This window comes from Flagellimonas baculiformis (assembly GCF_033441575.1).
GTDB lineage: Bacteria > Bacteroidota > Bacteroidia > Flavobacteriales > Flavobacteriaceae > Flagellimonas > Flagellimonas baculiformis.
Map to the genome: position 1 here is coordinate 46,268 of NZ_JAUZVW010000010.1, position 24,666 is coordinate 70,933.

Sequence of the window (24,666 nt, forward strand, 5' to 3'; positions counted from 1 at the left end):
AACATTGCCTTGAAAAAATGAGTGACAGACCTACTGTAAAATAAGGGTCCGTGCCGTTTCTTCCGGGTCATCCTTTTGGGTCGGACAAGCCCGTGGCTATTCAAATATTTCTTCTTGGGGAACCGGATTTTCTTGGGCAAGGTCCAACGATTGCCGCATCTTTCTGTACCGGATAGCGTGCTGTACAAATATGTCCCTCAACGCTGAAGGAAATTCATCGTTCAAAATGGCATAGGTTGCGTCCAAGAGTACCTCATCATCTGCTTTTAGGAGATTTTCCTTGAAACTGGAGAGATCATTGGGTTCAAACAATGCCTTGTCCCCATACCACGATGTAAATGCTTTGCACCTACATCCTGGCACATAGGGCAAAGAGGACCTAAGGTTCAAACAAAACCCGCACAACAGCGCCTTCATGAGTTCAAGCTCCTTTATCCTTGATTTTATGGGGGCTTTGCCCTTTGCAAATGGCATTCTATTGAGGACCACGCTCAAATTTCCATGGGACATCTGGATCTTATCCAGATAGATTTTTATTTTTTGATAGGCTTTATAATGCAATTCCACTCTTATACATATTATGGTCCGACAACCTTTACAAAACCCAATGGCATTTTATGAAAGTATCCATCAAGTTACCGCTTTGTTTTATGCTGATTCACTCCCTTGCCCTTTTGGGTCATCATTCCTCTTTTTTGGGTCATTTTTGGAATGAACACCTCCTTTGTATAGGTTTGTTTCAACCAGACAAGCAAAATCCTTTTTTCCCTTCAGGGTACTGTTTCTCATTTTGACCGGAACCGTTAAAATCTTGTCCCTATTGCTTATCCGTTATGTGCTGGAATCTTTTTTTGGTATCTTTTTAAATAAGCCCGTACCGCCTACGATGGGGGCAAAATGCCCCAAAGGCAACTAGGGAAAAGTCTATTCCAAATACACAATCCCATGCAGCTTCCCTCCCATTCCACCTTCAGACCCATGCGTCCTTTATTGATATGGGATGGCCAATGTGGTTTTTGTAAGTACTGGGTCATCAGGTGGCGGCACCTTACAGGCCATTCCATCCGGTATGCTCCATACCAGCGCATGCACCAGCGTATTGACGAAATCCCTGAAAATGAATTTCGGAAGGCGGTTCGCTTGATCGAAACAGATGGCAAAATTTACAGCGGTGCCCATGCCGCATATAGGGTGTTGCACTATACCCACAGGTGGAGCTTTCTGTTGGTTTGGTATAAAAAATATGCATGGTTCAGAAAAGCCAGCGACATGGGATATCGGTTCATTTCGAACAACCGTCCCGTTCTGTATCGACTGACCGTTCTCTTCTTTGGAGAAGACCCCCACAACCCCAGTCCCTATTGGATTTTCTATCTTGCAGCCCTTCTATTTATTGTTGCCTGGGTCTTGAGTTGAAATAAAATGGAGGGATAAGAATCAGTGGAGCTTCATCTGTAAACGATTGGGCATTACCTCCACTTTGATTTTCTCTCCGGAATAATCGACGAGTTCATCGTCAATGTGAAAATCTGGGTCCTTGCTTTTCAACTGTATGGTCCTGCACCGGAACCGTAAAAACAAATCCTGTTTTTCCTCGATAACTGATTTTTGGGCAGGTGTGCTAGACAGAAATTCCTGAAACTCCTTCTTTTTGGAGGCCGGAACCAGACACAGGTCAAAATAACCATCGTTGGGGACACTCTTCGGTGCCAAGTTCAAATTGGGACCTACATGATCGATATTGAACAGCTCCACCAGCAAAAATTTTCCCTTCAATTTCACACCATCCAGATAAATGGTCGTTTTGCGAGGTTTATGGCTGTCCACAACATCCTTCAAAAACTGTATCACCTTCTTGCCATCTCGCTTGACCTCATCTTTGTTTTTCTCCTTTTTTATGGCTTTTACAAACCTTGGAAACACCCCAAAGCCCAAACTTTCTATAAAATGTCGGTTACTTTTTATCCCGGTGATCTCGCCTGCATCAAAAGGGGACATAACGCCCTGTGGGTAGCCAGGTCCCTGGAGTGCCTTGGCTATGTTGTTGGCCGTTCCCAATGGGTACACGATCAAGGGATGGTCGTTATCCTGCTTCAGGATTTCAATGGCCACCTTATGAACGGTTCCATCCCCTCCGGCCACTATCACAGGGGCCTGTGATTTTTCCAAAGCTGCTTTCCAATCGCTCTCATCGGTCGATATCAATTCCACCTCCACTCCCTTTTTGGAAAAATGATCGACCAATTTTTCAGGGGAATGGTCTTCGTTTCCCGCAGTGGGGTTGTATATGATTTGGTATCGGTCCATGGCTTTTATTGAATGAAAATACTCGGTTCGCGAATGCCCCCTTTTGGAAACGTTTTATTTAAATTAAGCAATTCCATTGGGTTTTAACCTCATATTAAGAGGTTTATAATCCTTTTTTAGTAAATTTTATAAAAACTTTGGGATATGAGGATTTTGGTGACAAACGATGATGGTATTTATAGCCCGGGCATTTCATGCTTGGCAAAAGAGGCCGCCCGCTACGGGGAGGTGATTGTGATGGCCCCAGATGTGGAACAATCTTCCATGGGGCAGGCCATCACCTCATCCAGACCAATAACCTACAAGACATCCCCCATCCATTTTGATGATATTGAAGCGTATAGGGTAAATGGCACCCCTTCGGACTGTGTAGCTTTGGGACTCCACCTTTTTGAGAACATCGATTTGGTGCTCTCTGGCATCAATCTGGGATCTAATCTGGGAAACTCGGCCTGGCACTCGGGGACGCTCTCCGCCGCAAGGCAAGCGGTACTCTTCGGGGTACGGGGTATCGCCCTGAGTGTATCCGTCGGTGAATCCGAAACCAACTTTGAGGCCTTGAAACCTTTTGTGCAAAATGCTTTGGACGAAGTGATCCAAATGAAGGAACTGGAACTCATCAACATCAACTTTCCACGGTTTCCCAATGGGGATATTGTATGGACGAGCCAAGCCTTACGCCAATACGATGGCAAGGTGATCGCCCAGGAAGACCCGAAGGGAAGACCTCTTTTTTGGTTTACAGTCGTCCCCGTCGAACCCGAAGAAGAAGGTTCGGACAGATGGGCCATCAAGGGTGGTAAAACGAGTATTACCCCTATGATGCTGGATTTGACGGATACCCAATTCCTCAAGAAGACCCAGAAAGAAAAACATCGGGACTGAAAATAACATGCATATTTATATTGGATTTGAAGCCCCCAATACCCATAGGGCCAATAAAGGACAAAGGGAACTAAAATATGATTTCATATTGAGTTCCCTTTGTTTTCATAAATTCCTTGGCCAGTATTACCTGTCCAGTCTTCGGGTATGATCTCAGCCTAGTATTGGGCACCCCGTTTATGATGATACTAAAGTACAAATACCTTCCGATCCCTCCAACCCCCTTGATGGATTGGATCAACAATCCGATTTATAAAGGACATTTTCTAGGGGTCAAAGCTCATTTTTTTTGGTTCCTTTGGGAGGATTTATGGGCGCCGTTGTAGAACCTGTTGGCGATACATGACAGCGGAAGGCCCATCGTGACCATCAAAACAAGTATTCCCGTTAGTGTGGAAACCATGGTAAACGGCCCCTGGAAAGCTTTGGAGATTGGAAGGACCAACAGATTCATCACGCCCCAAACAAACAGGCCGTAAGCTATCCCCAAAAGTAGAACACTCTTGATCACTTTCCTTAAGAACGGATATGCCCTGAAAAACAAAATGGTCCAAAGAAATGCCAAGGAATAGTGAAAAAGCAAACCCAGAAAAGTGAAAATTTCCCCTCCCGAAAATGCCAGATTGCCAAAAGCACCACTGGCGATATACCGCAGCATCTTGATGGGCCCATTGCCATGGAGCAAGGTGATGACCATTGCCGCAAGAATGTCAAGGGTGCCCACTAGCAGCGCTATGGATGTTATTTTTTTAAAAGATGGTTTTCTGTTTTGGGTATCGACGGGTTTGTATGGGTTCATATAGGGTTGGTTTGAATTGATCACAAAAAGAAAAACGGCCTTATTGAAAAGGCCGTTCCCGAAAATGGTGTCATTAATCTACATCCCAAAACAGTTTGGTGGTCAACCGGTCTCCTCCAATGGCATTTGAAGCAGATTCCCTATTGGCATTGTTCCGGTTCTGTTCATCAATGGGATAGGTGAGCCGGACGGGGATGTCGTCCAAGGTCAGTTGCGGTGCGGGGTTCATCATGGGAAAATCAAGTCTTCTCCAATGCGACCATCCCTCAAAACCTCTATTGAACAAGGCGATCCACAATTGTGTACCTATCTTTTGTTCAAAATTACCTGTGGCCGTAGTGTAAGCCACATCGGGATTTGCCAAATAGGCAGTTGCCTCGGCATCCGACAATCCCCAATATTCAAAAGAGGCCCTGATTGCTTCATTATAATGCGTTTCTGCGGTACCCCCCACATTATACCCTCTTGCAGCGGCTTCGGCCAAGAAAAACTTTACTTCTGAATAATCCAGAATATTGCCGGGCAGGTCCGGTTCCAAGAACAAGTTGCCATATTGGGAGGTGGTTTCAAAATCGGCCCCTGCACCATAGGGTCCACCCACATATTCCCCATCCATTGGATTGGAAAAGAAAATGTCCCTTCGCGGGTCTTCCAAATCGTTCATCATATCCACAATGGTACTCGAGACCACATAATCGTTCCTGCCACTTTGTACCAGTGAAAGCCAGAGTGTGTTGGTGTTCGGGGGAGCGGACATATAGGCAAAGGTGGCATTGTCATCATTGGATAAAAAAACATGGGGAGCCGCTTCCTCAACAAGTGATTGGGCCTGTGATGGGTCAATGTCCACCAATCGCATGGCCATTCTCAGTTTTAGGGAATTCCCAAATTTTATCCATTGCTCCACATTGCCATTGTACATGACATCAGCGGCACCATAACCTTCCGCAGAGGTGTCCAACAAGGACAATGACGTATCGATTTTTGTGAACAGGTCTTGATAGATGGCCATGGCATCATCATATGCCGGGGTGAGATTGTTTCCGTCCAACGCTTCTGAATAGGGAATGTTCCCAAAGGTATCCACTAGGACCGAATAGGTATAGACCTCCAAAAGAGTGACCATGGCCAATCGATTGTCCCTAATGGCAATTTCCCTGGAGGTCGAATAATTTCCCTCCCGGTTCAGTTCTTGCCTTGCCGCCTTAAAATCAGTCAACACATCCCGGTAAAGAATGCCCCAAAAATTTCCTGGGATGGTCCTGCTCTGAAAATTGTACAAACTTTCCGAAGTATAGGTAGTGGGTGTGATATATTGCGGCAAAAACCTAAAAATATTGATGTTGATACTTATGCTTTCCATGGTATCAAAGAGGGCCTTTTGCGCATTGCTGAAAAACAGTTCGTCCGGGACCCCTTCGGTCGGATTCTTCGGATCCTTATTGAGGTTCGATAAGGTATCATCGGTGGCACAGGAAAACAACATTCCCAAGGCAACCATTATAAGTGCTATTTTTTTCATCTTGTCTATTTCTTAAAATTCCAATTTCATGTTGAACCCATAGTTTTTGGTAGTCGGATAGGCCCCAATTTGGATGCCCTGCACATTCCCTGCACTGAAACCGGCTTCAGGGTCACTATAGGGCATGTTTTTATGGATGATCCAAAGGTTGGACCCTGTAAGTGACAGGGAAAGGCCCTGCAAATTCATTTTATTGACCAGTTTTTTGGGCAAGGTATAGGTCAAGGCCACTTCACGGAGTTTTACGAAAGAGCCGTCCCACACGTGATAGGCCTGCGGTAGATTGCCAAAGAGTCCTCCAGACGCAGCGGAAGCATCACTGACATCGGCCAAAACGGTGTTCGGACTTCCATCTGGGGCCACTCCAGGGAACACATACCCTCCCCCATCTTCCAAATGGTTCCGTATGGGATTCCCAAGCCGGTTGGTGCCAACGGTTTCGGGATAGAGTCCGGTGCCAAAACCATAAAAGGTGTCGACCGAATAAACGCCCCCTCCCTTCCTCACATCGATGAGAAAACTGAAGGATAGATTTTTGTACCTGAAACTGTTGGTCAATCCACCTATCCAATCAGGGTTGGTATTTCCAATTTCCTCATTGGTATCGGATAGCAGATAGGCCCCCGTTTCCTGGTCCACGATTGGCCGACCATTTTCGTGATAGACAAAGTTACTGCCCCTCAGTGTGCCATATGGCCTGCCAATGGTTGCATTGAAAGTGATGCCAGTTTGTGAAGATGAAACCTCAAAATTGTCAACACCTTCATACAGGGAAAGTACCTTGCTCCTGTTCTGTGACCAATTGGCCCTTATGTTCCACTCAAAATTTGGGGTCTTGATGGGAGATCCATACAGGGAGAGCTCCACTCCCTTATTTTCAATTTCTCCCGAATTCACAAATTTCCTATCAAAACCAGTTGCCGTTGAAACGGCCACATCAATGATCTGATCGATGGAATTCGTCTTGTAAATGGCAGCATCTATCCCAATACGCCTATTGATGAAGTTCATCTCCAGACCTGCCTCCATGCTTTCGGTGGTTTCCGGTTTCAGGTCGGGATTTCTCAATGTACCACTAATGGATGCCAGGTTGTTTCCTCCAAAAGATCCATTGGGATTTAAGAGTACAGGACTTATAAGGCTTTGCGGCTCCCCAAATTTCCCGACTTCCGCATAGTTCAAGCGCAACTTTCCGAAGGAAAGCCAGTCTTGATCAAGCACATTGGAAAAAACAAAACTGGTGGAAATCGATGGATAGAAGAATGAATTGTTGGCCAAAGGCAATGTGGAAGCCTTATCTTGGCGACCCGTAAGATCTAGGTAGAGGAAGTTCCCATATCCCAGGGAAATGGAACCAAAGACCCCATCGACCCCAACTTTTGAAAAATTCTCGGTCGGTGGATTGGGAGGGTTCAGGGAGTTGCTCAACGCATAGACATCGGGTACTATCAACCCCCCGTTGGTCTGGGCAAAAATCACTTGGGTCATGGTCCTTCGTATGTTGAGACCGGCCAATGCCGTTATGCTGAAATCCTCCCACAGGGTCTTGTTGAAGGTCAGGTTGGCGTCATAGTTGAACTCGCTGAACCTTCGGTTATAGGTTGAGAAAAAAGGTACGCCCACACTGCCAACAGCCACATGCTGTTCCCTGAGTTCATCAAAATGATCTACGGAAATCCTGGCATTCGCCGTCAGCCAATCGTTGATCTTGTAATCAAGGCTTATATTTCCAAAAACGCGGTTCCGTTCATCCTCTGGGATATTTTTGTTCAATGTCCAATAGGGGTTGTCCCAAAACTCGGGCCTTTCAGCATCAACGGTGGACCAGTTCCATGTAACGTTCCTGCCTGTGGTCTCGTAGGCCCTTTTCAGCTTTTCCAAGTCGGCATTGACGGCCCACCACTGCCTGAAATTGGTCATCAGGTTCCGGGCGTTGGCACCATCATACCCTGTCCCGTTCCTTCCCTTGCCGCGGATGTTGGCATAGTTTATATTGGTGGAAACCCGCAAATCATCGGACAGGTTATATCCGGCCGTGCCACTGAGGCTGTTCTTCACAATCTCGCTATTGGGCAAAATCCCAGTTTGGATGGAATTGGAATAGGTGGCCCTGAAATCCGATTTTTCATTGTTCTGTGAAAAACTGAGCGTATTGTTGATGCTGTACGCGGTTTGAAACAAATAGGAAGGTCCATGTTCAGCTGCCACCCACGGGGATTTTTGCCTGTAGGATGGCAGGTCATCCACAAGGGCGTCCCATTGATAGATCATCAGGTTGGGATCAAATCTTGGACCATAGGAAGCATCGTCACCATATCTGGGCAAAGGGTCTACGGCACCGTCCCCATCAAAATCGATGGTGGTTCGGAATCCGTCCGTAAAAGTCCCTGAAGCCGTGGTCAGATCCCCGAAATAACTCTGCCCATACTCCTGTTGGTATTCAATAAAGGTTTTTTTATCGAACTTCCCCAACGTGATTCCCGAGGTAAGGGTTATGCCCAGTTTGCCATCGCCCTTGCCTTTTTTGGTGGTAATGATCACCGCACCATTGGCGGCCCTTGATCCATAAAGCGCTGTTGCAGCGGCACCTTTTAGAATATTCACCGATTCTATGATGGAAGGGTCAATATCAGCTACCGGGTTTCCATAATCATATCCACCCCGACCGCTCATTACTCCATTGAGGTTTCCCAGATTGTTGTTCAAGGGCACCCCGTCCAGAACGAAAAGGGCCTGGTTGTCGCCATTGATGGAGGTGACCCCCCTGATGATCACGTTGGTAGATCCCCCAAGGTTGTTGTTCCTGGTGATATTGACCCCAGCGGCCTTCCCGGAAAGGGAATTGATGACATTGTTCTCGCCGGGCACATTCACATCATCCCCCTCCAGTTCAGTAGTGGCGTACCCCAAGGATTTCTTTTCCCTTGAAATGCCCAGAGCGGTCACAACTACCTCATCCAGGGCCTGTGCATCTTCCTCCATTTGTACATTGATCGTATTGGTGGTCCCCACGGTACGCTCGATCGTTTTTTGCCCTATATAGGTGAACGATAACGTTTGGCCCACACTTGCCTGTATGGCATAGTTACCGTCAAAATCTGTTTGGGTACCTAGAGTGGTGCCTTTCACCACAATGTTAACCCCTGGGAGCGGCATTCCCGACTGATCGGTCACATGGCCCGAAATTGTTTTTTCTTGTGCTGACAACGACCATATGCCAAACAGGCATACCATCGACACAATCCATTGGATCTTTACTTTCATACATTTAATTTTAGTTAGAATTATAGAGTCAGTGCAATTGGGAAAGGTGGGCAGGGAAGAAGTATATGTGCTAATTCAAAAAATCACTTCACAAATGAGAACAAAACCAAATGGATTTTACAGTATTGTCTTTTGTCTGAAGTAAGGCCTCCCACTGCCCTACCTTTACAATTGCGCTTCAAAAGAAGCCATCTACCGCGGAAAGATCGTTGCGCTCCATAGAGATCAACGTTAACCTTTGTAGAGATTAACTTGCTGCACACACAAGGGAAAGTCCAAGAGAGGACAGGAAAGCAATATGAGGTCGGCAGAGTTGCCTTTTCAATGGATGTTCTTAGCGAAGTACGGGAGGCATAAAAATGTTAAGAAGCCAGAAAATGGTTCCTATAATCGGAAGGGGTAATGCCTTCCATCTTTTTGAAGGATTTATAAAAAGATACCCTGTTGTTGAAACCACAGTCATGGGAGATGCTTTCAATGCTGTCGTTCCTATCTTCCTTCAACCTGATTTTTGCTTCCTCTATGCGATAGGTATTGATGAACTCATAAAAACTCATGCCAAAATGTTCATTGATCAACTGGGAGGCATGGTGCCTTGAAACATCCAACATTCCGGCCAGGTCGTTCAGTTTGAGTTCAGGGTTCAAAAAGGGTCTTTCATTCTCCATCAGTTCCGTGAGCTGTGCCTTGAGTTCTTTGGCGAAACTGGGCGAGAGACCGGAAGTCTCGTACTTTACAAACGGGATGGTCCGGTCCATTGGACGGCCATTGAACACCTCTGGCTGTATGACACAGAAATAGGACACGATGCCCACGAAGAGCACCATCATATAGGTAATGAAATAATCCAGTTCCTCGGTCAACAGACCAAAATACAATAGTGTGATATAGACGACAAAAGAGAGTGCGAAAAGCAAAAAGATTGAATTCGTCAGCTTCAACCAGATTCGGAGGTTCACGTCCTGCTTGTCATAGCTCCTAATGAATCTGTTATAGATGGCAAAGCCATAGATGAGCATCAATGCCGTGAGGCAATAATCAAAATAGGGAACAAAGTCTTCGTAGCCGGATAACCGATGGTGCCGGTAGGCAAAGGTTTTTTCAGCGAGGGGCAAAACCATGAATCCCCCAAAGACCAGCAATACCAATAGAAAAGGTAAAAAGTGATAGGTATCGCGAAGGGAAATCTTTCTGCCCGTCACCAAATTCCTCACATAAAAATAGAACAGGGGGCCAAAAAGGGAAAAGGGGATATAAAAGGTATAGATCAGTTGGATGAACAGGGACTCGTTGAAACGTGACCAGAACAGCACTATGGAAAAGATACTGAACGAAAAAAGGAACAAAAACAGAGCGAACAACCTATTGGCATATGTGTACCCCCTATTCTTGATCAAAAAAAATGCCCCGAGCAACAAGGCCTGAAACGAAAAAAACAACAAGATGATCTCTGTGGTTCCCATGGTACGCGTTAGTGTATTATTGTCCCTGAAGGGGTTTGGATACTATCCTTAAAATACAATCTTCAATGCTATCCACAAACTCCATGGATAAATCATGTCCCATTCCTTTGATGATGCACAGTTCCGCATTTGGGATGGATGAAGCGACTTCTTTCCCCACTTCAAGCGGAACAAGGGGGTCTGCATCGCCATGCACGACCATGGTAGGTATGTTAAGTTGGCCCAGTTGTTCCCTTCTGTCACAATAATCCGCGATCAAAACTGCAGCCACCTGCCTATTCACACTTTTGGGATCCCAGTTCCTGTTTTTGACATGGTCCAATGCCCTATTTTTTAGCGTTGTGCTGTCATCGACACCTCCAAGGACTCTATATATATTGACCAAATAATTGGCAAGGGAGTCAGGGGCGGAAGTGTTCGGCGGTGGAGTGGACATGGCCTTTAAAGCTTCAGGATTTCCTTGTGGACGTGCAGGATTGCCCGTGGAAGAAGCTATGGATGTCAGCGTGAATACTCTGTTTGGAAAATGGATGGCCAGCAATTGTGCAATAGACCCTCCCATTGATGTTCCGACCATGTGTGCCTTTTCCACATCCAATGCATCCATCAGACCTGTTACGTCTTCGGCCATATCCAATAAAGTATAAGGTAGTTGAGCGGGTTCACAACTACCTACCAACGGGCCAATCGCCTCCCAATCGGGTTGACCCAAGGAATCGAGATGGGAAGACAGGCCCACATCCCTGTTGTCAAATCGGATGACATAGTATCCGTTGGCAGCCAAGCCCTCACAGAGTTCCACGGGATAATGCAATAAGGTGGCGCCTGTTCCCTGTATCAAAATGATGGCTTCATCTGTCTTGTTGCCAAACGATTCATAGGCGATGGTGATTCCGTTTGCATTGGCCTTGCCCGATTGTGCCCAGACATTGCCCATGGAAAGGGCAAATACGATACAACCAATCCTAAAATATCTTATCAGTTCGTATGTTGAAATCATGACAGTGGAATGAATGATTTGTTCCTATTCTTCGCTTTATATGCTGGTCAACGATGGAAAACTCCACACAATTGTCCAACAGAAAAGCAAGCAAAAAGCAAAACTAACCGATTGTCTTGGTCCAATGGGTTAAGCTTTATAAAGGTTTACAAACCTTAAGATGGATTTAATAGGGCGGGGCAGCCTTATTTTGAAAAGGTGTGTTGTATCGAAGGAATCACTATGTCCGGCAAGATTGCTATTGCATGGCCATGGTGCTCGATCAAGGTCATGACGGCATTAGCGTCTATCCCATCATCCACAGTCTCCAATCGCAATATGTTGTCGCAATCCTCCAAATCGAAGTTGGCCCTACATTGGGGAAATGCAGTCTCGATCAGGCCCAAAATAAAGCAGGCCTTTCCTTCCGTATCGATGTTTGTTCGAAATACCTCTACCATACAAATTGGTCCGCATATCTAAATCCCTACGGTGCCGGTCTTGACATGACCTGACCGTGCATAGTTGGCCAATATCACTCCTTTTGGGGTGATGGTTCCTTCGGTCAAGGTAAAGGCTGCCGGAATGGTTCCGCTATCAAACAAATTCTTGCCTTTGCCCAAGGTCAATGGATGGATCTTGAGCCGAAGTTCGTCCACCAAATCATGCTGTAACAAGAGTTGGACAAGTTTTCCACTGCCCCAAACTTGTATATCGGCACCTTCGGATTTTTTGAGATTTTCAATAGCTGCCACACTTTGGAGAAAGACTGTGTTCTTCCATTCCGATGTCTTCCTTGTATGGGATAGTACGTATTTTGTCCCTTCATTGATACCCGGCCAAAAATTGGCATGTTCGGGCCAATACGCCTCCCAAATCTCAAATGTGTTCCTGCCCAACAGATAATCTACATGTTGGTTCAGTTCTTTTTCCACGGCCCCATTATAGACTTCATCATCATATGGAGCTACCCATCCGCCGTATTCAAACCCTCCCGATGGATCTTCACCTGGAGCACCGGGTCCTTGTAGCACCCCATCCAAGGTTATCATGGACAGTACGGTTAATTTTCTCATATCGTTTTTAATGGATCATATTGATTGATATCATTCAATTATCAAGTTCTTCTGCCAAACCAATGAGAATTCCTTCTGGGCCACGGATATAGCAGAATCTATATGAATCTTGGTACTGGACCACATCGCCGACGAGCTCGGCGCCATGTGCAATGAGTCTGGACACCATTCCGTCAATGTCCTCAACCGTGAACATGGCACGTAGGTAGCCAAGTGCATTGACGGGTGCAGTTCTGTGATCTGAGATGGGGGCGGGAGCAATAAATTGCGATAGCTCCAGTCGGCTATGACCATTTGGTGTGACCATCATGGCAATTTCCACACGTTGGGAGTCTAGTCCGGTAACCCGGCCCGCCCACTCCCCTTCCACTATGGTCCGACCTTCCAATGTCAGGCCCAGTTTCGTGAAAAAGGAAATGGCCTTATCCAGGGATTCCACAACGATTCCCACGTTGTCCATTCGCAACAGTTTATTGTTTGCCATGCTTTATGTGTTTTTATTACCAACTTTCTTGCCGGGGATGCGCACTTTACGCATCCGGAATTTCGGGCTCTACCAGTTTCTTCAATTTTTCAAGTGATTCTTGCCAGCCCAAATAACACATCTCTGCCGGAATGGCTTCGGGAATCCCTGTCTGTTCAATATGCAACTCTGTTCCGCAGGAAACTTTTGCCAATCGGATCGTGGTCTTCATTTCCCCGGGTAAATTCGAATCATCGAATCTATCGGTATATTGGATCAGTTCGTTGGGTCTTATCTCAAGGAATTCCCCTCCGAAGGAATGGCCATTGCCAGTGGAAAAATTGGTGAACGACATTTTATAAGTGCCTCCTGCCTTGAATTCCATTTGATGGACCTTCGCAAAAAAACCATAAGGTGGAAGCCATGCGGCATAGGCATCTGCATTTGAAAAAGCCTTGAACACTTTATCTGGTGAAGCGGTCAATACGCGGTGCAATTTTACTGTGTTGTTTGACATGATTGTTTAATTTAAAAGTTCAACTTCGTTTACATTTTCAAAGGTATGGGAGATAAGACGAGTCCACAGGTTGCAATAACGGCCAATCCACGGGCTGATTCCGCCAACTTGGCTACCCCAGTCCTAGAATTACCTTCAAAAAGAACCAAAGATTTGGTATGGATTGTCAATCTTGATAGAGATCAACATTAATCTTTATCAAGGGCAACATGTCCAAGCGCTTCATCCCAATTCCATCTTGCCTAAGATGTGGTATGGTACAGTGATGGAGGTCTGTATTGTTTTCTTCACGGTTTGCATGGAAATATTTAAAATCAATCTATTCAAATTATCGCCACAGAATCTTTTCAATGCATCGGAACAGAAAAAATGCAGATTTTAATGGAAAAGCATACCCACAGCTAATATTTATCTAACAATCCATTTTTTAATTGTTATTTTTTTTTTGCCCCATCGCATCATATTTACATCTCTCTTAGGTCAGGCAAAATCAACATCCATGACCCATGGAGCCATCCCCACAAATTCCGAATCATTTATTTTTTAAATGTATTTTTTACTCTTATTAGTTATTTATGTTAATTTTTTGATAATTTTTATTAATATTGTCTGTCGATTGGAACTACTTGCTCGGTTCCAATTTAACTCAACAAACTAAACTTTATGGACAAAAACAAAAATCAGACCTTGACAAAGGGGGCTGATCACATCAAAACATTTTCAGCCCTTTTTTTGTCATTTGTATTGCTCTTGACGTGGGAACCCGCATTATCAGCAATCCCGAACTTGGATGAAACCACGCCTTCCTTTCAGATAACTGTAACAGGTACGGTTGTGGACAATCTTGGAAATCCTTTGCCTGGCACCAATGTCATTGTAAAGGGCACCACGACCGGAACGCAAACAGATTTTGATGGAAATTATGCCATCACCGCTGCCTCCGATGCCACCTTGATTTTTTCGTATGTGGGCTTTAGGACCGTTGAAGTACCTGTCAATGGGAACGCCACCGTGGACGTTTCCATGGAAGAGGATGCCGCTGCCTTGGATGAGGTAGTGGTAACGGGTTATGGTACCCAAACAAGGGGTGATTTGACCGGTTCTGTCGGTACTGTAGATGTCTCAGAGGCCACCAAGGTACCTATCGTGAATGCGGCCGAAGCACTACAAGGTAGGGTCTCCGGGGTCACCATTACCAACAATGGAGCGCCAGGAGCCTCTCCAGTGGTCCGTATCAGGGGCTATGGAACCGGAAACAGCAACGATCCTCTCTATATTATTGATGGGGTACAGACAGATGACCCGAGTATTCTTAACTCGATAAATCCTGCGGATATCCAGCAAATGAACGTCCTAAAGGATGGTGCTGCCGCCATTTATGGTGCGCGGGCCTCCAATGGTGTTGTGATCATCACCACCAAAAGTGGTGGTTATAACCTAGATAAGGCAAGGGTGTCGCTGGATATGTATACTGGATTTTCCGTGGCAACCAATCTGCCAGAACTGTTAAACCCACAACAGCATGGCCAAATGATTTGGCAAAGTGTAATCAATGATGGTGAAGTTCCTGACCATATCCAATATGGAAATGGTCCGAATCCAGTTGTACCTGAAACTATACAAGGGGACGTTCCCGTGACCATGAACGTAAGACCCAATGGAACAGATTGGCTGGATGAAATTTACAGGACCGCAATTACCCAAAATGCCTCCATTACTTTGGAAAACGGCAATGAAAAATCAAAATTTCTCTTTTCAGCGGGATATTTGAACCGAGATGGTATTCAAATCCATACGGGTTTTAAAAGAGGTTCGGTGAGATTGAACTCCGAATTTAAAGTTGGGGAGAAAATCCGAATCGGGCAACATGCCAATATTTCCTTTGACCGAAGAAGTGGTGGACAATCATGGTACAACTTTGCCACAAGGATGTCCCCTTTGCTTCCCGTATATGATGTAGAAGGCAACTTTGCAGGCAGTTATAGCAATGCCAACGGCCTTGCCAACCCCAATAACCCAGTGGCAGAAGCTACCCGACAAAGGGATGATTTCAGGAAAACCTTTAGGGTGTTCGGGGATATTTATGCCACATGGGACATTTTGGACGGGCTACAGTTCAAAACCTCAATTGGTGGGTCCATTAGGGCATATAATGATAGACGTTTTAGGGCATTGATACCCGAATCTCCCGAACCCCTCGCAACAAATACATTAACAGAGGCCGATCAAGATACCTATGAATGGGTATGGACGAACACTTTGAGCTACAACAAATCGTTTGGAGACCACAGCATCAATGCACTGGTCGGTATCGAAGCACTTGATACGCACGGTAAGGGCAAGGAAATTTCCATGACCGATTTTTTCTTTGAAAGACCCGATTACTATCTATTAAGTAATGGTGGTGGCACACCCAACGTAGCTTATGCCTATGACAACTCATCCTCCCTATACTCCATGTTTGGGACCGTCAATTATGACTATGATGGTCGTTACCTGTTAACAGCAACCGTTCGCCGGGACGAATCATCCAGGTTTATTGGCGACAACAAGAGCGATATATTCCCCTCGTTCAGTGCAGGGTGGGTTGTGAGCAATGAATCTTTCTGGCCTGTTGATTCTTTCTTTAGCCGATTAAAATTAAAAGGTTCCTGGGGACAATTAGGGAACCAGACACTGCCTGTGGACAACCCTACTGTCAATTTCACGATTTTGAGCAAGCAATATTCCGACTATACTTTTGAAGGCAGCACATCAAGTCTTACACAGGGTGCCATTTTATCGGCTGCCGGCAATCCAGATTTAAAGTGGGAAACCAGTGAAACCACCAACTTCGGTATCGAGCTCGGTTTCTTTGACAACAGATTGAACCTTGCCGCAGAATATTTTACAATCACCACAAAGGATTTGATCAACCAAAATGGCAGCTTGTACAGTTCAACTGCCCTTGATGCCGCTCCGCCCTATGTGAACTTGGGTTCCATTGAGAACAAAGGTGTGGATGCTACCCTGAGTTATTCAGACCAGGCCGATTCTGGTTTTAGCTATGGCATTGATATCAACTTCTCCAGCTATAAAAATGAGGTCATCGACCTGATCAGTGCCTTCCAGACCGGATTTGGGGGCTTCAGGACGACAGGTACCGTTACCAGAACGCAGGAAGGACACCCGATATCGTCTTTTTATGGTAGAATAGTGGATGGGATTTTTGCTTCCGAGGATGAAGTGGCCAATGCACCGTCCCAAGGTTTTGCCACCAATGCTGATGGAGTGGGAAGGTTTCGGTACAGGGATTTGAACAATGATGGGGAAATCAATGATGACGATAGAACGTTTATTGGATCGCCCCATCCTGATTTCACTTATGGCGTCAACATCACATTGGGCTACAAAGGTTTCGATATGTCTGCCTTTTTCCAAGGCTCCCAAGGAAACGAAATATTCAACAATGATAAGGTATATACGGACTTTCCTTCCTTCTTCGATGCAAACAGAAGTGTCCGTGTGCTGGATTCGTGGAGGCCAGACAACTTGGATGCCGAATTGCCCGCTTTAAGTCAGGGCATCACCAACAATGAAGGTGCAGCAAACTCCTTCTTTGTTGAGGATGGCTCCTATATGAGATTGAAAAACCTGCAGATCGGCTACACCTTCAACCAACAAGTATCCAGCATCCTGGGCATGGACAGCGTGCGGTTGTATCTACAGGGCACCAACCTGTTCACGATAACCGGCTATGACGGTATCGACCCCGAACTGCAGCCCCGGTTCTTGGATAGTGGGGCCATAGACAACCTTACCATCGGGGTCTCCGACAATAACTATCCTGTAGCTTCCATTTATTCCTTTGGGGTCAATTTAAAATTTTAAAAGAATGAAAAAGAAAGTAATATTTGCAACAATACTGGCAGGTCTATTATTATGGACCTGTAGTGAAGATTTTACGGAAAAATCTGCCACGGGAAATATTCCCGACCAAGATCTACTGAATGAGGTAGGTGTTGACCTAAAATTGACAGCAGCCTATTCTGCCATGGACGGGGAAAGGGTTAGTCGCCAAGGAGAGGGCGTTGCTGCCGGTGGGGACAACTGGTGGGCCGATGTGGTCTCCGATGATGCCCACAGGGGAAGTGAAGATGGGGACAATTCCGCATTGTTCCAAGTGGAGACATTGGACTGGCAGACCGGCAACAGCTGGTTTTTGGGCAGATGGAGCGCCCTTTTTGGGGGAGTGAACCGTTGTAACGCCGTCCTTGTTCTGATCGATCAAATCCCAGATGGAGATTTTACCCAACAAGAAGGTGAAGCTCTTTTCCTAAGAGGATATTTTAATTTTGAACTACAGAAATTTTATGGCAACGTGCCCTTTATTTCTGCCGAGAATTTGGCCAATGAAGAATTTAACCAACCCAACCCTGGACCTATTTGGGCCCAAATTGAAGCTGATTTTCAATCCGCGATCGATAAGTTGGAAGAAGATAATGGCGTGGGGAGGGCAAATTCTTGGGTGGCCAAGGCCTTTTTGGGCAAAGCCTACCTGTACCAAGAAAAATATGACGAGGCCCTTCCTTTGTTCAACGATGTGATCAATAACGGCCCATATGCATTGAACGAAGAATTTGTGAACAACTTTAATTTCGCAGGCGAGAATGGCCCCGAATCTATGTTCGCCATTCAATTTTCTTCAGATACCGGACGCTCTTTCAACGGAAATGGAGCCGGCACCTTGAACTTTCCCGGGGGCGGGCCTTTGGGCACTTGTTGTGGTTTTTACCAACCTACCCATGACTTGGTGAATGCTTATCAAACCGACGGTTCAGGGCTGCCCTTGTTGGATTCCTATGCCGCAACCGATGTAACTAACGATTATGGTCTGAATTCATATTATGATCATGACGGGAATGCAGAAACCCCCGAAATCCCAACTGATTTTACACCACATACTGGTCCATTAGATCCTCGTTTGGATTATACGGTGGGAAGAAGGGGAATCGATTATAACGGTTTTGGTCTAAACCCGGGGAAAGCATGGATAAGGGCTTCTTTTAAAGATATTTCCGGTCCTTATCTGCCCAAAAAAAATATGTACCAAGCAAGTGAAGTGGCATCTAACCGTGGCACTGGGGGTTGGGGCTCCGATTGGTCGGGTATCAACTATAACGTAATGCGTTTTGCAGATGTTCTGTTGATGGCCGCTGAGGCCGCCGTGGAAAAAACTGCTCCCGACCTGCCCTTGGCACTGGACTATGTAAACCGCGTCCGCAATAGGGCCAAGAATATGACCTATGTACAAGCTGTGGACGGTGCAGGTGATGCTGCCAATTACCAAATTGAGCCCTACGCTTCCTTTCCCAACCAGGATTATGCCAGACAAGCAGTTCGATTTGAGCGCCGCTTGGAATTGGGCATGGAGGGACACCGTTTGTTCGATCTCAGAAGATGGGGGGTTGCCGGAGAGGTCATTACCACCTATATCCAAAATGAAGGCGAAGATTTTGATCAGTCCAGTTATGACACGAAATTTAAAGCTTACCAACCCAGATTCGATCTATTTCCAATTCCAATCAATGCCATAGACCAAAGTGGCAATATATTGACACAAAATGAGGGATATTAAGAATGTATAATAGCTTGAGTTAGTTTAATTTTGATTTAAGAAAAATAGGTTGCCGATCATTATTGGCAGCCTATTTTGATTTTAAACGGACGGCATTAATCAAAAATTAATTCGTATTAGTCGTTTGTTAACCACCAGGAAGTAAAATGAGGTATTTTGAATTTGTATTTTTAATTCTGAGGTATCTCCATCAAATAAAATAAGCCCAACTTATGGGACAAACAATTGCCCGATGTCTTGCAACCAAAAGCATCTTATCAAAAAATTGGTCAACCCGTAAAAACTTCAGCACAGTGAATAAAAGCTATATTTTAATTGCACTAGTCTCTTTACTGATCCTTTCTTGTTCTAAGAAAAAAGAGGACACCTTGTTCTCAAAGATTTCCTCAAAACACTCGGGTATCACATTCAACAACCAGATTGTTGAGACCGATAGCTTCAACATTCTCACCAGTGAATACATCTTCAATGGCGGAGGTGTGGCCGTGGGTGACTTTAACAACGATGGAAGTCAAGATCTTTTTTTCACGGGAAATCAGGTGACCAATAAGCTGTACCTGAATAAAGGTGGGTTCAAGTTTGAGGATGTCACTGAAAAATCCGGTGTGGGAGCTGCTGACAAATGGAAAACAGGCGTTGCCGTGATTGATATCAACAACGATTCCCTCCTTGATATTTATATCTGTGCGGCCATGTACGCCACTCCTGAAGAAAAAGCCAATATCCTCTTCGTGAACCAGGGCATTGATGAGAACGGCATCCCAAAATTCAAGGAAATGGCCAAAGAGTACGGTGTTGCAGACACTGGTAATAGCATGAACGCGGCCTTTATCGACTATAACAAGGATGGCTATCTGGATCTTTACGTACTCAACAATGTGGACATACACGTGCTGCCCGCAAATTATAGGGAAAAGATAACCGACGGCTCCTCATTGAGCAATGACCGTCTGTACAGGAACAATGGCGACAATACCTTCACGGACGTTACCATGGAAGCAGGCATCACCATAGAAGGGTATGGCCTTGGTGTTGCAGTTTCCGACCTGAATTATGACGGCTGGCCGGATATTTATGTGAGCAATGATTATCTGAGCAATGATATCCTCTACATCAACAATGGGGACGGAACGTTCACGGACCAAATAAGCCAGTTCGTGAAACACCAGAGCAAGTTCTCCATGGGTTCCGACATCGCAGATTTCAACAATGATGGCTTTCTCGACATCCTTACGCTTGATATGCTGGGCGAAACCAATTACAGGCTAAAGACCACCATCAAGGAAAGCCGCTACAACGATTATTACATGAACGATAAGTTTGGTTACGATTATCAGTACATGAGGAACATGCTCCAAATGGGCCAAGGGCCCAATATGCCCTTCAGCGAGATTGGGTTGATGGCCCGAATAGCCAAAACCGATTGGAGCTGGTCTCCCCTCTTCGTGGATGCCGATAATGATGGGCTCAAGGACCTATTGATCACCAATGGTTTTCCACGGGACATCACCGATCTTGATTTTGGTGAATTTCACTTCAACGTACGCAAATACCTTCGTCCCTCCCAAATTTTGGATTCTATTCCAGTGGTCAAAATACCCAACTATGCCTATAAAAATGAAGGAAATGGCCAATTCAAGGATATGGGAAAAGCATGGGGGTTGAACATTCCCTCATTCTCAAATGGTGCGGCCTTTGCCGACCTTGACGGGGATGGCGATTTGGATTATATCGTGAACAATATCAACGATGAAGCATTCCTGTTCAAGAACAATACAGAGGCCACGAATAAGGGACAAAACAATTATATCCAATTGGACCTGAAAGGCCCAGCAACCAATCCGGCAGCATTGGGCACCAAGATCGCCATCAGATTTGCTGATGGAAGCTTTCAATATTATGAGCATCAGTTGAACAGGGGCTATTTGTCCACAGTTCAGGGTATGGCCCACTTTGGTCTGGGCAACCACCAGAACATGGCCTCCATTGAAGTGTTGTGGCCTGATGGAAAATTTCAATCCTTGAAGGACATTGCTAGTAACCAAATCCTGACGATTGATCATGGGGAGGCTGTTTCGCCAAGTTCCCAACAACTTGCTTTTCCCCTTGTTCCAAAGCAATCCAAACCCAATTATAAGGAAGTTTCCGATGAATTGGGAATCGATTATGTACACGAGGAAGAAGACAAGGTCGATTTCAACGTACAGCGCACCCTCCCCCACAAACTCACACAAAATGGACCCTGCATTGCCAAAGGGGACATTAACGGCGATGGCCATGAAGATTTTATCATTGGTAGCTCATCCGGATACTCTCCCATGCTATTCTTCCAAGAATCCTCCGGATTATTTACCAACAAGCCCTTGTTTATGGACGATACGAACAAAGGGCATGAGGAAACGAGCATTGCTCTTTTTGACCTGGATAACGACGGCGATCTGGATATGTATCTGGTTTCCGGCAGTAATGAGTTTGATTTGGAATCCCCCTACTATACCGATCGGTTGATGATCAATGACGGCAAAGGGAACTTTACATTGTCAAAAGATAAAATGCCGAGAATAAACGCAAGTGGATCTGTGGTGAGGGCCGAAGATTTTGATGGGGACGGCTATATGGACCTGTTCGTAGGTGGCCGTACGCCTTTTTCACAATATCCCACGCCCGAAAAGAGCTACTTGTTGAAAAATGAAAAAGGTGTTCTTGTCGATGTGACAGAAACCTATTGCAAGGACCTCAGAAGCCCTGGAATGGTAACCGATGCCAAATGGGCCGATCTTGACGGTGACAACCTAAAGGACTTGATATTGGTGGGTGAGTTTATGCCCATCACTGTTTTCATGAACAGGAAGGAAACGTTCCAACGCGTGGGTGATACAGTCATGAACCAACTCTCTGGATGGTGGGAGTGCGTTTTGACCGAAGATTTTGATGGGGACGGCGATGTGGATATCATTGCAGGAAATTTGGGCACCAACAACTTTTATCGTCCCACAGCGGAAAGACCCGTGACCATGCTGGTGAAGGATTTTGACAAAAATGGATCTAGTGACCCCATCCTTTTTGCCTACTTCAGGGAAAGTTTTGAAGATTCGACCTTTACTTCCTATCCCGTAAATTTCTGGGGGGACCTGATAGGACAGAGCCCCTTGTTCCGAAAAAAGTTTGACTACTTTAAGGAATACGCCAATGCGAACAAAAATGATCTCTTTACGCCGGAAGAACTGGAAGGAACCTTTGAACTGGCAGCAAACCATGACCAAACCAGCTATTTCATCAATAATGGAAATGGGCAGTTCAGTATGGGTGAGCTTCCCTGGCAAACACAGTCGGCACCCATAAAATGTATGATCACAACACCATCAGATGGAAATGCTTCCGCAAATGTGCTGATGATCGGCAATGATTATGGCAATGAAGTCTTCATAGGTAGGTACGATGCCTTCAATGGCGGAGTATTGGTGGGAGACAACAAAGGTGGTTTTCAATTCAAAAATGCCATGGACAGTGGATTTAAGGTTCCTGGGGATGCAAAGGACATGATCTTGGTCGAGAAAGCAGGTGGAGGAACACCTTATGTAGTAGTGACACAAAATAAGGGCAAGCTGCTTGTGTTTTCCAAAAACGACTGATTTATATGGGCTATTTCAAGGTGTTTTCCAGTACCATCAAATCGGTCAAGGATCCACTCCATTTTTGGGACAAATCTTTTGGAATTGGCGTAAAATAATAGGTGAAAGTACTGAGTATGATGTCTTGGTCACCATCGGCATCCACATCTGCGGCCTTCATCAAAAACCATTTACCATCAATTTGTCCGGGTAAGATATGCTCTTTAAAACCAAATCCATCACCGCCAATGTTCTCGAGATAGACAAAAGACTTTACAGGTCTGTCGTCATAGTCGGGAAATGTTGAAATGAGCGCGATGTCCAAATCCCCATCCCCGTCATAATCGAAGGTTTCACTTCTGGTAGCTCCGTACATGGGATAGAAAAAGGATTCTTCAAACTCGTTTTTGCCATTGTTCAAATGAATCCGTAGGCCATGATACGGTTTTAGTATTTGGGTCTTGTCGGCATTATCGCCGTGCACGGTGATGATATCCTCGTCCCCATCGCCATCAAGATCCACCATTTCGAACCAACTGGTGCCCAACACAGGACTGAACCGCAACAACATATTTGCACTGAAAACCAAATCATCTTTTTGGTAGAGTACCATTATGGCCTCGTCCCCTTGTGCCTTCATGAACACAATATCATCCCTACCATCCCTGTCCAAGTCCCTCACGATGGACCGCATTGAACCTGGACTCTGTATCAGTACCTTCTTTTGATAAATACCATTGGAATCTTTTTGCAAGATGGAAAGCTCACCCGTCAAATGGCCAAACTCGCAGACAACGATTTCCGGTTCCCCATCCTTGTTGAAATCATGTACCAAGCTATGCACAGGTCGGTGAAGCCCCGTGACCAAGGTGTCCGTGGCCTCTCCATTCCTTAGCAGTAAAGAGCCTTCCTTTTGCTGCGAAGGGTTCAAAATCCCCACAGCGGTGACAACCTCCCCCATGTCTGTCGGGTTAAACGCGGTCACGGCACTTTGGGCCCTAAAAATGTCTTTGGATTCGCCCTGTACATAATCAAATGTGTTCACGCTCCCATCCAAATTTCCTATCAAAATAGTCTGGTTGCCCTGATCATAACCTAGAAAGGAAATTGCCGCACCGGGAACATTATCGATGGATATGGATTTAAATTCAAATTGTTCCAAGATCTGGGTTGATGAATTTTTGGGAATCCTTGGAAGCTCATCGGGGGCATTTGCCAGGATATAGTCCTTTAATTTTATCCAATCTTCTTGTGAAATTGTGGGTATTGGGCTATATATCCCGGCCTGTTTGATATCATACTGTTCTGCATGGGTGTAACCTTTATAGGGATCATAGTTGGGGTCTTGGATTCCCATGCGTGCCCCCATTTCTGGCAAAATCGAATTTTCCCAAAGCTCTTTGGTCAAATGGTCTATTCTGGGTGCCGAGTGGCAGCTTGCACAATGGGTGGCATATAACTTTTCACCTTGGTTTTGGGTTGGCTTTGCACACGATGCGACAATCAGACAAAGCAGAAAAAAATGAAGCCTCATTCCATTGGTTTAACTACGGACAAGATAATACAATCCATTTTGTTCTCCAATTTTGGTATTCCTGGTTAGCAAATTGGCCATAGACATCATGCGGCGACGGCTCCATCATCAAGAACATTCGATGAAGTTTTAAAACTTGTGAGTTCATAGTTCAAGATTAATTGTTTGCAAAAAAATAAGCCTTGAAAAGTAAAACTCCTCAAGGCCCTTTATTTACTGGTGATCGCGGAAGGATTTGAACCCCATCCGCTAACCCTTAAGTTTATTGGGTTTTCCTTGCCTATATTTTTGTTACTAACCGAATTACAGACCACTTAAAGCAATTTGCTTTCGTGAGAACCAAAATTAACTAATAAAAATTAAATAGTATCGTGCCCAGATTCAAAAAAAATCCGAGTCGCTTATTAATCATTTATTTGAACTTATTTTGGTTTTGTTTTAAATTATTTAATAAGTGAACCATGTTTCATCAAATTTATCTTCCGGCTCAAATTTTTTGTTTGTTCCCCAATTGTAACCCTCCCTTTTCTCGGACCATTGGTTAGACAACTTTTATCTGTTCTTCCAAGCAAGCTTGCTTAGTTATTACTGTTCTCATTTTCTTAAAATTTAAATCGATAGAAATTCCC

General features: G+C 45.2%; 17 protein-coding genes. 5 read left to right on the forward strand and 12 right to left on the reverse strand.

Annotated elements, in window-relative coordinates; translation table 11 throughout:
- Window positions 1-96: 96 nt before the first annotated feature.
- Entirely contained in the window at window positions 97-567 is a 471-nt protein-coding gene (locus SD450_RS14170) for a hypothetical protein (RefSeq protein ID WP_318345114.1), read from the reverse strand.
- A 378-nt stretch (window positions 568-945) separates the two neighbouring features.
- Between SD450_RS14170 and SD450_RS14175 the strand changes: the two genes are divergently transcribed.
- Window positions 946-1,416, forward strand: a complete 471-nt coding sequence (locus SD450_RS14175) for a thiol-disulfide oxidoreductase DCC family protein (RefSeq protein ID WP_318345115.1) — start codon at window positions 946-948, stop codon at window positions 1,414-1,416.
- A gap of 21 nt (window positions 1,417-1,437) precedes the next feature.
- Here SD450_RS14175 and SD450_RS14180 read toward each other — a convergent pair whose 3' ends face one another.
- On the reverse strand, window positions 1,438-2,307 hold the full coding sequence (locus SD450_RS14180) for a diacylglycerol/lipid kinase family protein (protein ID WP_318345116.1): 870 nt from the start codon (window positions 2,305-2,307) through the stop codon (window positions 1,438-1,440).
- 144 nt (window positions 2,308-2,451) lie between these two features.
- On the opposite strand from SD450_RS14180, the gene surE reads away from it, so the two are divergent.
- Window positions 2,452-3,192 (forward strand): 5'/3'-nucleotidase SurE, encoded by a 741-nt coding sequence (surE, locus tag SD450_RS14185; RefSeq protein ID WP_318345117.1) that lies wholly within the window; start codon window positions 2,452-2,454, stop codon window positions 3,190-3,192.
- Between the two features lie 280 nt (window positions 3,193-3,472).
- Here surE and SD450_RS14190 read toward each other — a convergent pair whose 3' ends face one another.
- From SD450_RS14190 to SD450_RS14230, 9 genes are all read right to left on the reverse strand, one after another.
- Complete coding sequence (locus SD450_RS14190) at window positions 3,473-3,991, reverse strand: DUF1440 domain-containing protein (RefSeq protein WP_318345118.1); 519 nt, start codon at window positions 3,989-3,991, stop codon at window positions 3,473-3,475.
- Between the two features lie 73 nt (window positions 3,992-4,064).
- Window positions 4,065-5,513 (reverse strand): SusD/RagB family nutrient-binding outer membrane lipoprotein, encoded by a 1,449-nt coding sequence (locus tag SD450_RS14195; protein ID WP_318345119.1) that lies wholly within the window; start codon window positions 5,511-5,513, stop codon window positions 4,065-4,067.
- A 12-nt stretch (window positions 5,514-5,525) separates the two neighbouring features.
- Window positions 5,526-8,777 (reverse strand): SusC/RagA family TonB-linked outer membrane protein, encoded by a 3,252-nt coding sequence (locus SD450_RS14200; protein ID WP_318345120.1) that lies wholly within the window; start codon window positions 8,775-8,777, stop codon window positions 5,526-5,528.
- Window positions 8,778-9,139: 362 nt separating this feature from the next.
- Entirely contained in the window at window positions 9,140-10,240 is a 1,101-nt protein-coding gene (locus tag SD450_RS14205; RefSeq protein WP_318345121.1) for an AraC family transcriptional regulator, read from the reverse strand.
- Between the two features lie 16 nt (window positions 10,241-10,256).
- On the reverse strand, window positions 10,257-11,240 hold the full coding sequence (locus SD450_RS14210) for an alpha/beta fold hydrolase (protein WP_318345122.1): 984 nt from the start codon (window positions 11,238-11,240) through the stop codon (window positions 10,257-10,259).
- A 185-nt stretch (window positions 11,241-11,425) separates the two neighbouring features.
- Complete coding sequence (locus tag SD450_RS14215; protein ID WP_318345123.1) at window positions 11,426-11,680, reverse strand: hypothetical protein; 255 nt, start codon at window positions 11,678-11,680, stop codon at window positions 11,426-11,428.
- A gap of 18 nt (window positions 11,681-11,698) precedes the next feature.
- The gene (locus SD450_RS14220) at window positions 11,699-12,295 is read right to left on the reverse strand and encodes a dihydrofolate reductase family protein (RefSeq protein ID WP_318345124.1); all 597 of its coding nucleotides are present in this window, start codon (window positions 12,293-12,295) and stop codon (window positions 11,699-11,701) included.
- 34 nt (window positions 12,296-12,329) lie between these two features.
- Entirely contained in the window at window positions 12,330-12,779 is a 450-nt protein-coding gene (locus SD450_RS14225; RefSeq protein ID WP_318345125.1) for a VOC family protein, read from the reverse strand.
- Window positions 12,780-12,825: 46 nt separating this feature from the next.
- Window positions 12,826-13,275, reverse strand: a complete 450-nt coding sequence (locus SD450_RS14230; protein WP_318345126.1) for an SRPBCC family protein — start codon at window positions 13,273-13,275, stop codon at window positions 12,826-12,828.
- A gap of 663 nt (window positions 13,276-13,938) precedes the next feature.
- Between SD450_RS14230 and SD450_RS14235 the strand changes: the two genes are divergently transcribed.
- The 3 genes from SD450_RS14235 (at window position 13,939) to SD450_RS14245 (ending at window position 22,524) form a co-directional block, all read left to right on the forward strand.
- Window positions 13,939-17,145 (forward strand): SusC/RagA family TonB-linked outer membrane protein, encoded by a 3,207-nt coding sequence (locus tag SD450_RS14235; RefSeq protein WP_318345127.1) that lies wholly within the window; start codon window positions 13,939-13,941, stop codon window positions 17,143-17,145.
- 4 nt (window positions 17,146-17,149) lie between these two features.
- Window positions 17,150-18,892 carry a RagB/SusD family nutrient uptake outer membrane protein gene (locus tag SD450_RS14240; RefSeq protein WP_318345128.1) on the forward strand — a complete coding sequence of 581 codons (1,743 nt, stop codon included), beginning with the start codon at window positions 17,150-17,152 and terminating at the stop codon, window positions 18,890-18,892.
- 368 nt (window positions 18,893-19,260) lie between these two features.
- Window positions 19,261-22,524, forward strand: coding sequence for a VCBS repeat-containing protein (locus SD450_RS14245; RefSeq protein ID WP_318345129.1), 3,264 nt, complete (start codon window positions 19,261-19,263; stop codon window positions 22,522-22,524).
- A 10-nt stretch (window positions 22,525-22,534) separates the two neighbouring features.
- On the opposite strand, the gene SD450_RS14250 is transcribed toward SD450_RS14245, so the two are convergent.
- Complete coding sequence (locus SD450_RS14250) at window positions 22,535-24,037, reverse strand: FG-GAP repeat domain-containing protein (protein WP_318345130.1); 1,503 nt, start codon at window positions 24,035-24,037, stop codon at window positions 22,535-22,537.
- Between the last annotated feature and the right edge of the window lie 629 nt (window positions 24,038-24,666).

What these genes read in the sequence shown, in the direction of transcription:
- SD450_RS14220 (WP_318345124.1), bottom strand. Translation starts at nt 12,295, where the DNA reads ATGAGAAAATTAACCGTACTGTCCATGATAACCTTGGATGGGGTGCTA.
- SD450_RS14180 (WP_318345116.1), bottom strand. Translation starts at nt 2,307, where the DNA reads ATGGACCGATACCAAATCATATACAACCCCACTGCGGGAAACGAAGAC.
- surE (WP_318345117.1), top strand. Translation starts at nt 2,452, where the DNA reads ATGAGGATTTTGGTGACAAACGATGATGGTATTTATAGCCCGGGCATT.
- SD450_RS14175 (WP_318345115.1), top strand. Translation starts at nt 946, where the DNA reads ATGCAGCTTCCCTCCCATTCCACCTTCAGACCCATGCGTCCTTTATTG.
- SD450_RS14195 (WP_318345119.1), bottom strand. Translation starts at nt 5,513, where the DNA reads ATGAAAAAAATAGCACTTATAATGGTTGCCTTGGGAATGTTGTTTTCC.
- SD450_RS14205 (WP_318345121.1), bottom strand. Translation starts at nt 10,240, where the DNA reads ATGGGAACCACAGAGATCATCTTGTTGTTTTTTTCGTTTCAGGCCTTG.
- SD450_RS14190 (WP_318345118.1), bottom strand. Translation starts at nt 3,991, where the DNA reads ATGAACCCATACAAACCCGTCGATACCCAAAACAGAAAACCATCTTTT.
- SD450_RS14215 (WP_318345123.1), bottom strand. Translation starts at nt 11,680, where the DNA reads ATGGTAGAGGTATTTCGAACAAACATCGATACGGAAGGAAAGGCCTGC.
- SD450_RS14250 (WP_318345130.1), bottom strand. Translation starts at nt 24,037, where the DNA reads ATGAGGCTTCATTTTTTTCTGCTTTGTCTGATTGTCGCATCGTGTGCA.
- SD450_RS14200 (WP_318345120.1), bottom strand. Translation starts at nt 8,777, where the DNA reads ATGAAAGTAAAGATCCAATGGATTGTGTCGATGGTATGCCTGTTTGGC.
- SD450_RS14225 (WP_318345125.1), bottom strand. Translation starts at nt 12,779, where the DNA reads ATGGCAAACAATAAACTGTTGCGAATGGACAACGTGGGAATCGTTGTG.
- SD450_RS14235 (WP_318345127.1), top strand. Translation starts at nt 13,939, where the DNA reads ATGGACAAAAACAAAAATCAGACCTTGACAAAGGGGGCTGATCACATC.
- SD450_RS14240 (WP_318345128.1), top strand. Translation starts at nt 17,150, where the DNA reads ATGAAAAAGAAAGTAATATTTGCAACAATACTGGCAGGTCTATTATTA.
- SD450_RS14210 (WP_318345122.1), bottom strand. Translation starts at nt 11,240, where the DNA reads ATGATTTCAACATACGAACTGATAAGATATTTTAGGATTGGTTGTATC.
- SD450_RS14230 (WP_318345126.1), bottom strand. Translation starts at nt 13,275, where the DNA reads ATGTCAAACAACACAGTAAAATTGCACCGCGTATTGACCGCTTCACCA.